Genomic DNA, 15,956 nt, shown 5'->3' on the forward strand with positions numbered 1-15,956 from the left:
AAAAGGCCGTCTTCAGCAATCGCCGAAGATGGCTGTAATGCCTTGCAGCAACGGTCGACGTTGCCTGTTATGCCATTGTGAATGATTTGACAACATATAGGAAAGCGATAAAATAAAAGGTAGGCATGATAACCCGTGGGTCGTCTGCTTTGGAGCCCATTTGCAAAGAAAAGGAAGAACATTCAAACGAGAGTGAAGGGGGAAGCATGACACGCAAAGTATTTATCACAGGCGCTACGCGTACAGCAATCGGAACCATGGCCGGTGTCTTGAAGGACACATCGGCAGTTAAACTGGGCGAGGTTGTCGTTCGGGAAGCAATGAAACGCGCCGGCGTAAAACCGGAGCAGGTCGATTTTGTTTACATGGGTAACGTTCTGCAGGCCGGTCAGGGGCAGAACGTGGCAAGACAGGTTGCCCTGAATTCAGGACTTCCCGTTGAGACACCCGCTGTTACGCTCAACGTCGTTTGCGGTTCCGGTTTGGAAGCCGTCAATACGGCTGCCCGTTTAATCCAAACGGGAGAGGCGGACATCGTGATCGCCGGCGGTACAGAGAATATGGCGATGGCACCGTATGCCATGATGAAGGGCCGTTTCGGCTATCGCATGAACAACGCTACGATCGTGGATACCATGGTCAACGATGCGTTGTGGGACGCCTTTAATGATTTCCATATGGGCATTACAGCCGAAAACGTAGCGGAAAAATACGGCATTACGCGTGAGGAATTGGATGCCTTCTCGGCAAGAAGCCAGAACCGCGCAGAAGCCGCGCGCAACGCCGGTCGTTTCAAGGATGAGATTGTTCCGATGGAAATCAAACTCAAGAAAGAAACGATCACCTTTGATACGGATGAAGGCATCCGTGATGGACAGACGCCGGAGATTTTGGCGAAACTGCGTCCGGCCTTTAAGAAGGACGGCATTGTGACGGCCGGAAACAGCTCAGGTATCAACAACGGTGCTTCGGCGATGGTGCTTGTTTCCGAAGAGAAAATGAAGGAATTGGGGTTAAAACCGCAAGTGGAATGGCTGGGCGGAACCCTCGCCGGTGTCGAACCCGAAATCATGGGTGTCGGTCCCATTGAAGCGACCAAGAAGATCTGCAAACGCCTGGATTTGAAACCGACAGACTTTGATCTGGTTGAATCCAATGAAGCCTTTGCAGCGCAGTCCGTTGCGGTCGTAAAGGAACTGAAACTGGACGAAGAGAAAGTGAACGTCAATGGCGGCGCTATTGCTCTGGGTCATCCCGTCGGTTGCTCGGGCGCTCGTATTTTGACGACACTCATCTATGAGATGCTGCGCCGTGACGAAGCGGATTTGGGTCTGGCGACACTTTGCATCGGCGGTGGCATGGGCTGTGCAGCTGTTGTCAAGAAAGTGAAATAATTATGGAGATTGTTGAACGTGAGTGCAAAGGCACGATTGAGATTCTCACGTTACATCGGCCGGAGGCACTGAATGCCTTAAACAGTGCCGAATTGAAGGATTTAGAAAACGCAATTGATGCGATTGACCTTGACCAGGTGCGCGTGGTAATTTTAACCGGTGCGGGCGACAAGGCATTTGTTGCCGGCGCCGACATCGCGCAGATGAAGGATTTGCAGGAAGATGAAGCAAAAGCCTATGCGGAACTGGGGCATCGCGTCATGCGAAAAATAGAGACGTTACCTATTCCGGTAATTGCTGCGGTCAACGGTTATGCGTTAGGTGGCGGAAATGAACTGGCGATGAGTTGTGACATTCGCTACGCTTCCGAAAACGCCGTTTTCGGACAACCGGAAGTCGGCCTCGGCATTACGCCCGGATTTGGCGGCACACAGCGTCTCACCCGTCTCATCGGTTCACGATCGATCGCCAATGAAATGATCTTGGGCGCTCGAAACATCAACGCCGAAGAGGCTCTACGCATCGGCTTGGTCAGTGCAGTCTTCCCTCAGGAGGAACTGATGGTGGCAGCAGAAAAATTGGCGAAGGCGATTGCCCAAAACGCGCCCATTGCCGTTCGGAAAGCAAAAGAAGTTTTGCAGCAGGGAATGGATCTTCCGCTGGAAGAAGGCTTGAAAAAAGAGGTGGACGCCTTTGCACACTGCTTCAGCACACGCGATCAAGTAGAGGGCATGACCGCTTTTTTGGAAAAGCGAAAAGAAAAACATTTCACCAATCAATAGGCGTAAGACGAAGAGACCCGTCTTCGGGTCTCTTCCTCTTGAGCTTATGGGATAAAAATTTAACAGGATTGGCGTGCTTTCCGTGGGGAAAGCAAGAACCCGACACATGGAGGAGGAAAGAATGGATTTTACGTTAAGTGAAAAGCACAAGATGGCGCAACAGCTGTTTCGTGACTTTTCTCTGGCAGAGGTGAAGCCGCTTGCCCAGGAAATCGATAAAGAGCATCGTTTCCCGGAAGAAACGGTTGCAAAGATGGCAAAATACGGATTTTTAGGAATCCCCTTTGCGAAGGAGTACGGTGGACAGGGCTGTGATACGCTTACATACGTTTTGTGTGTCGAAGAATTGTCTCGTCTTTGCGCGTCAACGGGTGTTATCGTTTCGGCACATACCTCGCTTTGCGCGAGCTTGATCGAAAAATTCGGCTCCGAAGAACAAAAACAGAAATATCTTATTCCGCTGGCAAAAGGTGAGAAGCTTGGTGCCTTCGGTCTGACCGAACCGGAAGCCGGTACGGATGCAGCCGGCCAACAGACGACCGCCGTGTTGGATGGTGACGAATACGTCATCAACGGTTCCAAAATTTTCATCACAAACGCCGGTTATGCCGATGTTTACTGCATTTTTGCTATGACAGACCGCACCAAGGGCAACCACGGCATTTCCTGCTTCATTCTGGAAAAAGGCATGGAAGGCTTCTCCTTCGGTATTGCTGAAGACAAGATGGGTATTCACGCCTCCTCCACGCGCGAGTTGATTTTCAATAACGTACGCGTACCTAAGGAAAACCTGGTCGGTAAAGAAGGCAAGGGCTTCGGCATTGCCATGGGTACCTTGGACGGCGGTCGTATCGGTATCGCCGCACAGGCATTGGGTATTGCACAGGGTGCCTTGGATGTTGCGAAAGAGTACGTCAAAGAGCGTAAACAGTTCGGACGTCCGCTTGCCAAATTCCAGAACACACAGTTCAAACTGGCGGAGATGGAAATTGAAGTGCAGGCTGCCCGTATGCTTGTATATCGCGCAGCTATGGCGAAAGATACGCAGAAACGCTACAGCGTGGAAGCGGCTACCGCAAAACTGAAGGCGGCACGTACGGCTTCCTGGGTTGCCAACCGCGCAGTACAGTTGCTCGGCGGCTACGGCTACATGGTGGATTACGATGTGGAACGCATGATGCGTGATGCCAAGATCACGGAGATTTACGAAGGCACTTCGGAAGTTATGCTCATGGTGGTCGGTGGCGACCTGTTGAAATAGGAGGAATCATGAAAATTGTAGTTTGCATTAAACAAGTGCCGGACACCAATGAGGTGCGCATCGATCCGGTAAAGGGCACCCTTATTCGCGATGGCGTTCCCTCGATCATGAATCCGGACGATAAAGCAGCGCTCGAATTTGCGCTTTCCATTAAGGACAAAACGCCGGATGCGCACATTGACGTCATTTCTATGGGACCGCCGCAAGCGGAAGCCATTCTGCACGAAGCGCTCGCCATGGGCGCGGATGATGCCTATCTCGTTACCGACCGTGCATTTGGCGGTGCCGATACGTGGGCAACGTCTTCGACAATTGCTGCCGCCGTTTCCAAAATTGACTACGACCTGATTATCTGCGGTCGTCAGGCGATCGACGGCGATACGGCGCAGGTTGGTCCGGAAATGTCCGAACATCTCGGTATCCCCAACATCTCCTACGCGGCAAGCCTGGAAGTGGATGGAGACAGTGTTCTCGTTCAGCGTCAATACGATGACGGTTACCACATGGTTCGTGCCAAGATGCCCTGCCTCGTGACGGCTTTGCAGGAAGCGGTCTCCCCGCGTTATATGACGCCGGGTGCCATTTTCGATTCGTTCGACAACTATGAAATCACGCGCTGGACCCGTGAGGACGTACCCGTAGACGATTCCAACATCGGTCTTGCCGGTTCGCCGACGCGCGTGGCACAGTCTTTCCCGAAGCCGGTTAAGGCGCCGGGCATGAAGATTGAAAAAGGTGTCGATGAATCGGTCCAGTTCATTATGGACCGTCTGCATGACAAGTACGTACTGTAAGGGAGGTCAGGGATGAATTTACAGGATTATAAAGGGGTCATGACCTTCGCCGAGCAGGTGGAAGGCAAATTGACCAATGTTTCGTTGGAACTGATCGGCAAAGGTCGTGAATTGGCCAAAGATCTGAACACCAACGTTACAGCCGTTCTCGTCGGGGAAAATATGGCGGATTTAGCCAAGACGCTCATCGAATATGGCGCGGATCGCGTTATCGTTGCGGATGATCCAGAACTCAAATACTATCGCACAGAGCCCTACACACAGGTGCTGGCGAACATCATTAACGAATACAAACCGGAAGCGATGCTGGTCGGCGCAACCGCCATCGGCCGTGACCTTGGTCCGCGTCTTGCCGGACGTATTCATACCGGTCTTACGGCAGACTGCACGAAACTGGAAATCGACCCGGAAAACAAAGAATTGCGCATGACCCGTCCGGCGTTCGGCGGCAACCTCATGGCGACGATTCTTTGCTCCAACCATCGTCCGCAGATGGCGACGGTTCGTCCGGGCGTTATGGTCAAGGAAATTCGCGATCACAACCGCAAGGGCGAGATCATTGCTTACACAAAGCCGATCGAGAAAAACAACTGCTTTGTCGAGATCGAAGACGTCGTAAAAGCCATCCACAAGAAAGTGGATATTCAGGAAGCCAAAATCCTGGTTTCCGGCGGTCGTGGCGTCGGCGGCCCGGAGAACTTCAAAATTCTGCAGGATCTGGCGGATGCCCTCGGCGGCGAAGTATCGAGCTCCCGTGCTGCGGTTGATGCCGGTTGGACGCCGAAGGAAATCCAGGTTGGACAGACCGGAAAGACCGTCCGCCCGACGCTTTACATCGCTTGCGGCATCTCCGGTGCGATCCAGCATTTGGCCGGTATGGAAGAATCCGATTACATCATCGCCATCAATAAAGATTCGGGCGCCCCGATCTTCAACGTGGCGGACGTCGGCATCGTCGGCGATCTCTTCCAGATTGTGCCGAAGCTGACCGAGAAGGTCAAAGAAGACCGCGCGAAGAACGCGCAGCAATAACAAACAAAAAAGGTCATCGAGATATGGCCTTTTGTAAACGAAACCCTGCACGCCGATCGGTGCGCAGGGTTTTTTTGCTTTATTTCTTTCGAGAGCGTCTAAATTTTGATACGGTGTATGGAGATATTTCGTTCGAAATAAAAGAAGGGAATAGAATTATGAGTTTGATTACACAGGAAATTGCACAAGCAGTTGTGCATGAAATTGGCTCGGAGATGGACTATCACATTAATTTAATGGATGAACATGGTGTGATTATTGCCAGCACGGATCAAAAACGCATCGGGATGAAACATGAAGGAGCGTTACGCATTTTACGGGAAGGTATTGAAGAACTTCCTATTGAAGAAGATGATGCAACCGAAACAACACGCATAGGCACCAACCTCGCCATTCATTATCAAAAAAATATTGTTGGAGTTATCGGTATCACCGGACCAAGAGAAGAAGTGCAACAATTTGGGAAAATTGTGCGCCGTATGACAGAGGTACTCTTAGAGGAAAGCCTAAGACAAAACACAGGGGTTTTAAATCGTCGTATTGTTTATCGTTTTGTGGATGAATGGCTTCGCACGGAAGAGGTGTTGAATAACGCTTCGCTGGTAGAACGAGGAAAAGTACTGGGTATGGATGTTCGCCTTCCGCGTCGCTGTTTTGTCATTCGTTATCAGCAGGCGGAAGAATTAAATCACACACTGGAAGGACAGCGAAGTATGGGGAAAATGGATCACTTTATTCGTACACAACTTAAGGGAAGCAAAGGCACTGTTTATTATCATCAGGCGATAGACCAATATTGCTTTGTTCCGGCTGTCCCGGACGATCTTCTCCTGGACCGTATCCATCTCTGGCAGCGCCAGATTCGTCATTTGTTTCATCAGGAACTTTTTGTTGCCTATGACAGTGATGAAAAGGGTACACTACGCATTCAAGATGCGTATCAGGAAGCAAAGCAGGCGTTGGCCTGCTGCACCCTTGATCGACCGATTTTAGGATATGGTGAACTATCTTTGGAATTGGTGCTCAACGAGGTTTCTGCTGTGCAAGCCGGAAATTATTTACATAAACTCTTTCGCACGAAAGACACGCAGAAATGGCGTGAGTGGATGATGCTGATCGCCCTTTATTTTCAATATGGAGGAGCCATTACTAAGATGGCCGAAGAAAGTTTTATTCACAAAAACACCCTACAATATCGCCTGAAAAAGCTGGCTTTACAGACGGGCATGGACATACGTCGTCCGACGGGAGCTGCGCATTTTTATATTGCCAAAGAACTTTATACAAAATACTTTCATTAAGATTTGACGATAGCGATGTGCAGCGTATATGTGAACTGTTGCACGGACAATTCATTATGGCAAACGAAGAGAAAAAGGTGCGCTTCCTTTCATGAAAAAACTCTACCGCACAGAAGAATTGTTCTACATACCATAAAGAAACGTTTAAATATATGATGCGTACTATATTTCTTTACTAATAAAGTCGATACAATAATGGCAATCACAAGGAGGAAGCATGAACGAAAAGGAATTTGCTCTGCGGAATACTATCACGGGAGTAGTGCATGAGGCTATACAATCCTGTTTGCCGGATGCTGCGGTACGAAGAGAAATAGTCAATCTGCCGTCGCAAAAAGGAAAACGTATTCTCATTGCTGTCGGAAAAGCCGCTTATCAAATGGCAAAAGCTGCTATCGATACCGGAGTGTCCTTTGATGACGGCATTGTCATCACCAAGTATCGCCATGTTGAAGGGAAACTTCCTGGTATTCGGTGCTTTGAGGCGGGGCATCCGATTCTCGACGAAAACACTATTCGCGCAACCAAAGAGGCCATTGATTTGGTAACACCGCTCAATAAGGATGATTTGGTTGTTTTCCTTGTATCCGGCGGTGGGTCTGCACTCTTTGAATTACCTTTGGTTCCTTTGGAAGAGCTCAAAGAGATTACGAACCAGTTACTGGGTTGTGGTGCCGATATTGTTGAAATCAATACCATCCGCAAGCGTCTATCTGATGTGAAAGGTGGCCGATTTGCGAGACATTGTGCGCCGGCAAAAGTTTATAACATTCTTTTAAGCGATGTTTTGGGGGATAATCCCGATATGATTGCCTCCGGACCGACGGTGCCGGATGTTTCTACCGTTGCAGAGGTGGAGGAGATTTTGGCCAAGTATCCTTTGACTTTGTCTTCCAAGGCGAAAGAGCTCTGTCGTCAAGAAGCGGTGTCTACGCTGGACAATATTACCACGGTTATTTCCGGTAGCGTTTCCGAACTCTGCCAGGCAGCAGCGAAATCTTTACAAGAGCGCGGATTTCAAACGCAAATTCTCAGTACTTTTCTCTCCTGTGAAGCACGCGAAGCGGGGGCTTTCATCGCTTCGATTGCTCAAACGTTTCAGCATACCGAAAAACCGCTCGCTTTCCTGTTTGGAGGAGAAACGGTGGTGTACTTACAAGGAAAGGGGAAAGGAGGTCGAAATCAGGAATTGGTTTTTGGCGCAGCAAGGTTAATTGAGGGATTGGATAATGTGTGCGTATTTAGCGTGGGTAGCGACGGCACAGATGGACCTACTGATGCTGCCGGAGGATACGTTACCGGCGAAACGATGAACAAGCTGCGCGCAAACGGCCTTGTCTATCGCGATGTCCTCAAAGAAAACGACACATATACAGCACTATCGAAGATCAACCAGCTGATCAAAACCGGATCTACGGGCACAAATGTGAACGATTTAAGCGGTGTATTGATTTATCCCAACCAATAAGGAGGAAAACATGACAAACATTTATTATGACAAGGATGCGAATTTGGATCTGATTATCGATAAAACGGTAGCCATTTTAGGTTATGGCAATCAGGGGCGTGCACAGGCATTAAATATGCGTGATTCAGGATTGAAACACATTATCGTGGGCAGTCGCCATGACGATTCTTTTGACACCGCGAATGAAGATGGCTTTCCGGTCTATTCCATTGCGGAAGCTAGTGAGAAAGCGGACATCATTTTCATGCTTTTGCCGGATGAAGTAGCGCCGGAAATCTTTACGGAACAAATTGCTCCGGGTTTACACGAGGGAGACATTGTCAATTTTGCTTCAGCCTATAATATCACTTTTAAACATATCGTTCCGCCTTCCTATGTGGACGTGGTTATGGCTGCACCGCGTATGATCGGTGACGGCGTACGTCAGCTTTATTTACGCGGAGAGGGCTCCCCTGCTTTTGTCGGTGTTGCACAGGATGCTTCCGGAAAGGCGTTGGAATACGGAAAAGCGCTTTGCAAAGCTATCGGTGCGACGAAAAAAGGTGCGATCGAAGTGGATTTCATCGATGAGACCATGTTGGATCTGATGACAGAACAAGGCATTTGGCCGATTATTTATCATGTATTTGACGAAGCATTCAAACTGCACGTTGCCAAGGGTCATCCTGAGGAAGCGGTGCTGATGGAAGCATATATGTCCAAAGAACCGATGTATATGATGGAAAAAGCTGCTGAAATGGGAATGTTCAAACAGTTGCCGTTCCATTCACATACAAGTCAATACGGTCAGCTTTCCAGCTATGAAGTCTATGATCCGACGACGATTCGTGAATTTTTAGCGGAACGTTATGATCGTATTCGCAGTGGCGAATTCTCGCAGGTTTGGGATAAAGAACAAAAAGAAAATCATTTGGAAAACTTCAAGAAGCTCTCGGACCAGGCTATGCACAGTCCTCTTTCCGAAGCGGAGGAGCGCGTACTGGACGTTTTGAAATAAGCAAAGCGTCTGTAGCATTTCGCGATCGTCCGAAATGACAATGGAAAGGAGCGGCGTATGCCACGCATCGCGTTAGTAATCATATGGCTTGCGATTTCCATCGCGGTCATACTCTTCTCGATCATTAAACTGAAATTAAATCCGACTATCGGCCTGCTTTTGGGCAGCTTGATCATGGGCATAGGCTGCGGCCTTCCCATGGTCGAGGTAGCGGAAAGTATGGGAACGGGGTTCGGTAATCTGATGGCTGGCATCGGAATTCCCATCGGTTTGGGATGTATCCTCGGAAAATTGCTGGAAGCCAGTGGAGGTGCGCGTGTTATAGCAGACACCTTAGTGCGTGCGACGGGTGAGAAGTATGCGCTTTATGCGCTGGGATTTGCCGCATTTTTGCTTTCGATTCCCGTCTTTTTCGACATCACGTTCATCATTCTTATTCCGTTGGCCGTGGAACTTTCCAAGTCGATTAAAAAGCCGCTCCCTTATGCGATTGGTGCGGTAACCATTGGTGCTGCCGGTGCGCACACGCTTGTGCCGCCAACGCCAAACCCGTTAGCAGCGGCAAGCATACTGCAATTTGACCTTGGAATCATGCTCGCAGCCGGCGCTGGTGTCTGTCTCTTGGCCTGCCTTATCGGCTGGAAGGTCTATTTTATGATGTTGGATCGCGGTTTCTGGAAACCGGAAACGGATGAAACGGGCCTTCTGGAAGTGGAAGACAGTCATCCGATTCCTGAACATGCTCCGTCGTTTTTTGCAGCGCTCATTCCGCTGGTTTTACCGGTAATTTGTATTTTGCTTAGTACCGTGACCAAAGCCATGGGAGTTGAATCTACGTTCATTGACTTTATCAGCAACCGTATTATTGCCATGCTGTTAGGAACGATTGCAGCTTATATCGTTTCTGCAAAAGCGCTCGGCAAGGATATGGAAAGTATTGTAAATTCGGCAGTCGGCGATAGCGGAATTGTCCTCTTGATCACCGGCGCAGGCGGTTCGTTTGGTGCGGTGATCAGCGCTACCGGCTTTGCTGATGAAGTTGCGCAGTCCTTTAGCAGCACCAGTGCATCTCCTCTCGCTCTCGTGCTCTTTGCCTTTGGTCTGGCAGTTCTGTTCCGTATCGCCTTAGGTTCCGGAACGGTGGCTTCCATTACTACGATGAACATCATGGCCGGTTTTACTGCGATGACGACATTACATCCCGTTTTTATCGCCTTGGCTTGTCTTGCCGGCGGTATCAGCATCGGTCATATCAATGACAGCGGATTCTGGGTCGTGACGAATATGTCCGGCTATACGGTTAAAGGTGGCTTGAAATCATACACTATAGCCGGTGTATTCCTTGCGGTCGTGACAATGGCTGTGGTCATTGTTGCTGCTGTTATTGCATAAAAGGAAATGCTGGCGAACGATTATTTAAAAAGAAAGTCGAAGCAATATTGCTTTGACTTTCTTTTTTGTGATTGCTATGCTTTCCGTATTTTATAAAATTGTGTGGCTTTTTATATTGATCGACATTTGCTAATTGTGGTAATAAATTCCGTCAATCGTAGCAATAGAATTCCACCAACAATGATAATAAATTTCCGCCAATCGTAGCAATAGAATTCAGCCGATCATGGCAATTTAGTTGAAAAATGACCAAATTTCAATATAATAAAGAACAGAAAGACGGATTGCGAGGTGGCGAAAATGACCGTGTATCGCAGGCGAGTGGCGGATGCCCTCTTAGCGAGAAAATTAGAGGGAAAAGGGGCCATACTGATTGAAGGACCGAAATGGTGTGGCAAGACAACAACTGCTGAACAAGTGTCGAAGAGCGTTCTTTATATGGATGATCCGAGTCGCATGGAGCAAAACCAGGTGATGGCGCAAATCAATCCGCAACGGCTATTAAAAGGGAGAACTCCGCGCTTGATCGACGAGTGGCAGCTGGCACCGAAATTATGGGATGCCATTCGTTATGAAGTAGATCACCGTCAAGATCTTGGCCAATTTATCCTTACCGGATCCACCGTACCGGTTGATACAGAAAAAATCATGCATTCGGGAACCGGACGATTTGCTTGGCTTACGATGCGAACGATGAGCCTTTATGAATCTGGCGATGCAACGGGCGATGTGAGTCTGGGTGAACTTTTTGAAGCCCCGAAATCCATTGATGGGGAATCCACTCTCAATTTAGACCGTCTTGCTTTTCTTGTTTGCCGAGGAGGATGGCCACAGGCAGTGGACATGAGAGAGGATCTTGCTCTGGATCAGGCGATAGATTATTACGATGCGGTTGTCCGCTCAGACATTCATCGGGCCGATGCGATACAGAAAAATACGGAACGCGTGAGGCGTCTTATGCGATCGTATGCGCGAAATCAGGGATCACAAATACCTAACACGCGATTGGCTCAAGATGTTTCGACGAAAGGAGAGAACCCTATTGATGAAAGGACGGTCGCGACGTATTTAGATGCCTTGCGAAAAATTTTTGTCGTTGAGGATATGGCGGCTTGGAATCCTAACTTGCGTTCGAAAACAGCGATTCGTTCGTCGGATACGCGTTATTACGTCGATCCTTCCATCGCTGTTGCGGCTCTTGGCATTGGGCCGAAAGACTTGCTTGCGGATTTGAATACGTTTGGCCTTTTATTTGAAACGCTGTGTGTTCGTGATTTACGTGTCTTTGCGAACGCCCTCCATGGAGATGTTTTTCACTATCGTGATAAGGATGATCTGGAATGTGACGCTGTGGTTCATCTTCGTGATGGCTCATATGGCCTTATTGAAATCAAACTCGGGGGAGATCACCTTATTGAACAAGGAGCGGAAAGTCTGCTGAAACTCAGCTCGAAAATCGATACAGAAAAAATGAAAGCACCCACGTTTTGTATGGTGCTCATTGGCGTCGGTGACTATGCTTACCGACGTAAAGACGGCGTGTATGTCGTGCCGTTAGGGTGTTTGAAGAATTAACCAGGAAGGCCTTCTGACCACAAATCGGCGGGAGGCCTTTTTCATTTATGGGAAGAAGATAGTGAAATACGTCCCTTTTTATTTTTTATAATACTTAATTTCTGCTATATTTATGCATCTATACTGTCATTATATCCGCTCTTTTTCAATCATATAACCATATATTATGGGATATTCGATTTCATTCTCTCTGTTGCCTGTCGGATTTTATGAAAATTATACTCATCTTAACTTGTACAAGTTGGAAGACACGGGAAGGAGGAAGGAGAATGAAGGAAAAGAAGAAATTACCACTTTATGTTAAGATTTTCATCGCGCTGTTTGCAGGGATTATTGTTGGTTATATTCTAAATTTTTTAGGTGGTGTAAATCAACCGATAATCAATGACCATATTCTGCCGTTCTTACAGTTCCTTGGTGACGTATTTATTCGACTCATCAGGATGGTCGTTGTACCTCTGGTATTCTTCAGCATCATCGATGCTGCCCTATCGTTGGGAGATACCAGGAAACTGCGTAGCGTAGGCGTAAAAACGGTTTTGTGGTTTTTGGCTACCGGAATGCTCTCCGCGATGATCGGATTAATCTTTGTTAATCTTATTCAGCCGGGGAAAGGGATACAGCTTGGTGAAGCAGCAGCAGATATTACGACAAAGGAATTGCCAGGGGTTTATCAGACGCTATTGGATTTATTTCCTTCGAATCCATTTGCCGCTCTATCTAACGGAGATATGATGCCCATTATTGTTTTCGCGCTATTTGTTGGTTTCTCTATTATTGCCATTGGTTCCACTGCTGAACCACTGGCAAACGTTATCTCAAGCCTTTCTAAAGTGATGTTCAAGATTGTGGATGTCATCATCCAGATCATTCCTGTTGGCGTCTTCGGCTTGATGTCGGTGACGATGGCGACTTATGGTGTTGCCATTTTTGGCCCGGTATTAAAATTCATTGTTACCGATTATCTGACAGCAATCACGGTGAGTCTGGTTCTATACAGTTTGTTACTCCGTCTGTTCGGAAAGGTAAGTCCAATCATGTTTTGGCGGAAAGCGTTAGAGTCTTGGATTGTCGCGTTTAGTACTTGTACATCCTCTGCCGCTCTTCCTATATCTATGGATATCGCTCCAAATAAAATGGGTGCGCCAAAGGATATATCCAGTTTTGTTTTACCGCTTGGAGCAACAGCACAAATGAATGGGACATGCGGTTATTTTGCTGTGGTGATTTTATTTTCCGCTCAATTGTTTGGTGTGGAATTGAGCGTACAGCAGCAAGTTCTCCTATGCATTCAGGCGACGTTTTTGAGCGTAGGGTGTGCTGCAACCCCACAGATTGGTCTTGTTATTAGTCTTACTCTAATGACGCAAATGGGATTGCCTTTAGAAGGCTATGCTTTGGTTGCCGGCATCTATCGTATTGTTGATCAGATTCACACGGCGACGAACTCCGTTGGAGATCTGGTCGCGACGGTATGTATTTCGGAAATGGAAAATGCTTTGGATCATGACGTATTTAATGATGCAGCATTAATTGCCAGAAAATAAACCTTGTTTGTACGTGATGAAACATCGATAAGTCTTTTTGGAAATTGAGATGTTAATGATAGGCAAGAAAAGAGGAGGGTAGAAATGAACGACAATAGAATTATTGAAGCGGTTGAGAGAGCAAGCTATATTTTGTCCAATCTTATGGCGGTTAAGCCGGGCGAAGAGGTATTAATCGTCATTGATCCCCAGACAGATATGCGTATGGCGAATGCTATGGCAGCGGCAGCATTAAAATGCGGTGCGGAATATGGCGTGTACATGATGCCGATTCGCGGAAAAGATAAAGCAACGATTTTCCCGAAATCTTTAGAAAAAGGAATGGATTCATGTGATGTTTTTGTTGGCATGACAACCGCTTCGGGTGCTGCAATTTATAATAACCATCTTAAAGAGTTGATCAACCAGAAAAAGTTGCGTGAAGTATCAATTTGCTTACGCAATATTGATAATTTTACGCGTGGCGGTGCTTTAGCGGATTATGAAAGTGTTTATGCAGATGGATTAAAACTACAGAACATTTGGCGAGGTCATCAAAAAGCGCATATAACTACCCCAGCAGGAACAGATCTCTACATGGAGATGAATCAGATGGAACCGATTGTAGAATGTGGAATTGCACGAAACCCCGGCGATGCGATGGCCTGGTCAGACGGAGAAGTGTCTCTCGGACCGGTTATTGGTACAACCAGTGGAACATTAGTAGTGGATGGCCCCATCTGCTATTATGGCTGTCCTTCTACACCTGTGGAGTTAACAATTCGAGAAGGGAAAATTGTAGAGGTGGTTGGCGGTGACGCTAAAATTTGCCGAGAGATCCGACGTCAGATAGAAGAGATAAAAGATTCCGACAATATTGCAGAAATTGGAATTGGTTTGAATCCTGCGTGCCTGTTTAATGGTGATTTTGAAGAAGAGAAAAAAGCGCGCGGAACTTGCCATATTGCTATGGGGAATGGATTCTATTACGGTCAACCGGCGCGATCAACCGTGCATATTGATATGGTGCAGTATAATCCAACCGTCATTTTTGATGAAGGAACAGAAAGAGAAGTGATTATTGTTAAAGACGGAAAAATGGTTTGCCTTGAAGACTGAGTCTCTACCAATATTCATAATAAGAGTGAAGCATGACGGTGGGACCTTCCCATCGTCATGCTTTTATTGTAAGTCGGAGGAGGAGAGAGACATGCTAAAAGAAATGGAATATGTTTATGCTGTTTATCGGGAACGCAGTTTTTCAAGAGCAGCAAAGAAGATGTTCATCAGTCAGCCGGCATTGAGTAAAATGGTCATGAAAACTGAAAGAGAACTTGGCGTAAAAATATTTGATCGAAGCACAATTCCTCTTACCATAACGAAAGAGGGTTTGCGATATATAGAGCAGGTTGAAAAGATACTTTTCGTTGAGCGAAATATCAAGTCCTATTTCTCTGATCTCAGAGAATTAAAAACAGGAAACTTGGCGTTAGGAGGTGCGGCTTATTATTGTTCGTTTATTTTTCCGAATATGATAGGGCACTTTTATCGTCGATATCCTAAGATCTCCATCGATTTGTTGGAAGGGAATATCCATGAACTGGCTAATGGGTTGCAAGATGAAACTTTAGATCTCGTTTTGGAAACAGGCTTCAATGAGACGAACGGATCAGTAAAACGGATTTTTTATCACAATGAAACACTAATTTTAGCGGTTCCTGCAAGTTTTGCTGTTAACCAAAAACTTGTTTCTTATCAGATAACTCCGAAACAGATAACAAGTGAGATGTTTTCAGCGCCTTCTTTTCCTGCTGTTCCCTTATCGTTTTTTGCGGAATCTCCTTTCATCACGTTGAAACCAGGCAATGATTTATTTAATCGAGCGAAACAGATTTGCTATAATGCTGGTTTTGAAATGAAGGTCAGTATGATGTTTGATCAAGTACTTACATCTATGAATGTACTTCGAGAAAGTGCTATTGGTGCATACTTCGTACGTTCAGAAATTGTTCAATATTTACCTTCACAAGATCTCTGCTATTATAAAGTAGGGGATCCACTATCGGTTCGTCCAGTTAATTTTGTGGTAAAAAATGATCGTTATCTCTCAAAAGCAGCTCGAATGTTCATTAAAATGGCACAAGATAGATATCGATCGCGTGAACGTGCATAAAAAGCTGAGAATTATATTATTTATTGAATTGTGGTGAGTGAGTTTAGTCACGGGATATTTTAAGAAAAAACATAGAAAACAGTCCTATACAATGAAAATATCAATCAAACAAAGAACGAATTATCTCTCTGTAAACCAATATAGCAAAAACGTACCGTATCTTCCATATACTTTGGATACAAGATTTCATGCGATTAAAACGTATCGCTCGGGGTTTTCGGTGATATTTGTTGTTTGCCACTATAAGATTTCAGAAGCCTC

13 protein-coding genes are annotated in these 15,956 nt (G+C 46.7%); all 13 read left to right on the plus strand.

Annotated elements, in window-relative coordinates:
• Positions 1-206: 206 nt before the first annotated feature.
• The 13 genes from BN3910_RS00145 (at position 207) to BN3910_RS00205 (ending at position 15,695) form a co-directional block, all read left to right on the plus strand.
• A complete protein-coding gene (locus tag BN3910_RS00145) occupies positions 207-1,394 on the plus strand; it encodes an acetyl-CoA C-acetyltransferase (protein ID WP_066922956.1) in 1,188 nt (395 codons plus the stop codon).
• 2 nt (positions 1,395-1,396) lie between these two features.
• On the plus strand, positions 1,397-2,176 hold the full coding sequence (locus BN3910_RS00150) for an enoyl-CoA hydratase-related protein (protein WP_066922959.1): 780 nt from the start codon (positions 1,397-1,399) through the stop codon (positions 2,174-2,176).
• A gap of 121 nt (positions 2,177-2,297) precedes the next feature.
• Positions 2,298-3,437: an acyl-CoA dehydrogenase gene (locus BN3910_RS00155; RefSeq protein ID WP_187367668.1), complete on the plus strand. Its 1,140-nt coding sequence runs from the start codon at positions 2,298-2,300 to the stop codon at positions 3,435-3,437.
• Between the two features lie 8 nt (positions 3,438-3,445).
• Positions 3,446-4,231 (plus strand): electron transfer flavoprotein subunit beta/FixA family protein, encoded by a 786-nt coding sequence (locus BN3910_RS00160; protein WP_066922966.1) that lies wholly within the window; start codon positions 3,446-3,448, stop codon positions 4,229-4,231.
• A gap of 12 nt (positions 4,232-4,243) precedes the next feature.
• Positions 4,244-5,263, plus strand: a complete 1,020-nt coding sequence (locus tag BN3910_RS00165) for an electron transfer flavoprotein subunit alpha/FixB family protein (RefSeq protein ID WP_066922969.1) — start codon at positions 4,244-4,246, stop codon at positions 5,261-5,263.
• A gap of 158 nt (positions 5,264-5,421) precedes the next feature.
• On the plus strand, positions 5,422-6,564 hold the full coding sequence (locus tag BN3910_RS00170) for a CdaR family transcriptional regulator (protein WP_066922972.1): 1,143 nt from the start codon (positions 5,422-5,424) through the stop codon (positions 6,562-6,564).
• 217 nt (positions 6,565-6,781) lie between these two features.
• The gene (locus BN3910_RS00175) at positions 6,782-8,032 is read left to right on the plus strand and encodes a glycerate kinase type-2 family protein (protein ID WP_148417302.1); all 1,251 of its coding nucleotides are present in this window, start codon (positions 6,782-6,784) and stop codon (positions 8,030-8,032) included.
• A 10-nt stretch (positions 8,033-8,042) separates the two neighbouring features.
• The gene (ilvC, locus tag BN3910_RS00180; protein ID WP_066922975.1) at positions 8,043-9,029 is read left to right on the plus strand and encodes a ketol-acid reductoisomerase; all 987 of its coding nucleotides are present in this window, start codon (positions 8,043-8,045) and stop codon (positions 9,027-9,029) included.
• 57 nt (positions 9,030-9,086) lie between these two features.
• Positions 9,087-10,421, plus strand: coding sequence for a GntP family permease (locus BN3910_RS00185; protein WP_066922978.1), 1,335 nt, complete (start codon positions 9,087-9,089; stop codon positions 10,419-10,421).
• 300 nt (positions 10,422-10,721) lie between these two features.
• Positions 10,722-11,996 (plus strand): ATP-binding protein, encoded by a 1,275-nt coding sequence (locus tag BN3910_RS00190; protein WP_066922982.1) that lies wholly within the window; start codon positions 10,722-10,724, stop codon positions 11,994-11,996.
• Between the two features lie 269 nt (positions 11,997-12,265).
• The gene (locus tag BN3910_RS00195; protein WP_197457207.1) at positions 12,266-13,543 is read left to right on the plus strand and encodes a dicarboxylate/amino acid:cation symporter; all 1,278 of its coding nucleotides are present in this window, start codon (positions 12,266-12,268) and stop codon (positions 13,541-13,543) included.
• An 84-nt stretch (positions 13,544-13,627) separates the two neighbouring features.
• Complete coding sequence (locus tag BN3910_RS07945) at positions 13,628-14,641, plus strand: M29 family metallopeptidase (RefSeq protein ID WP_066922987.1); 1,014 nt, start codon at positions 13,628-13,630, stop codon at positions 14,639-14,641.
• Between the two features lie 91 nt (positions 14,642-14,732).
• On the plus strand, positions 14,733-15,695 hold the full coding sequence (locus tag BN3910_RS00205) for a LysR family transcriptional regulator (protein ID WP_066922990.1): 963 nt from the start codon (positions 14,733-14,735) through the stop codon (positions 15,693-15,695).
• The last annotated feature ends 261 nt before the right edge of the window (positions 15,696-15,956 follow it).

The organism is Murdochiella massiliensis, assembly GCF_900059565.1.
GTDB lineage: Bacteria > Bacillota > Clostridia > Tissierellales > Peptoniphilaceae > Murdochiella > Murdochiella massiliensis.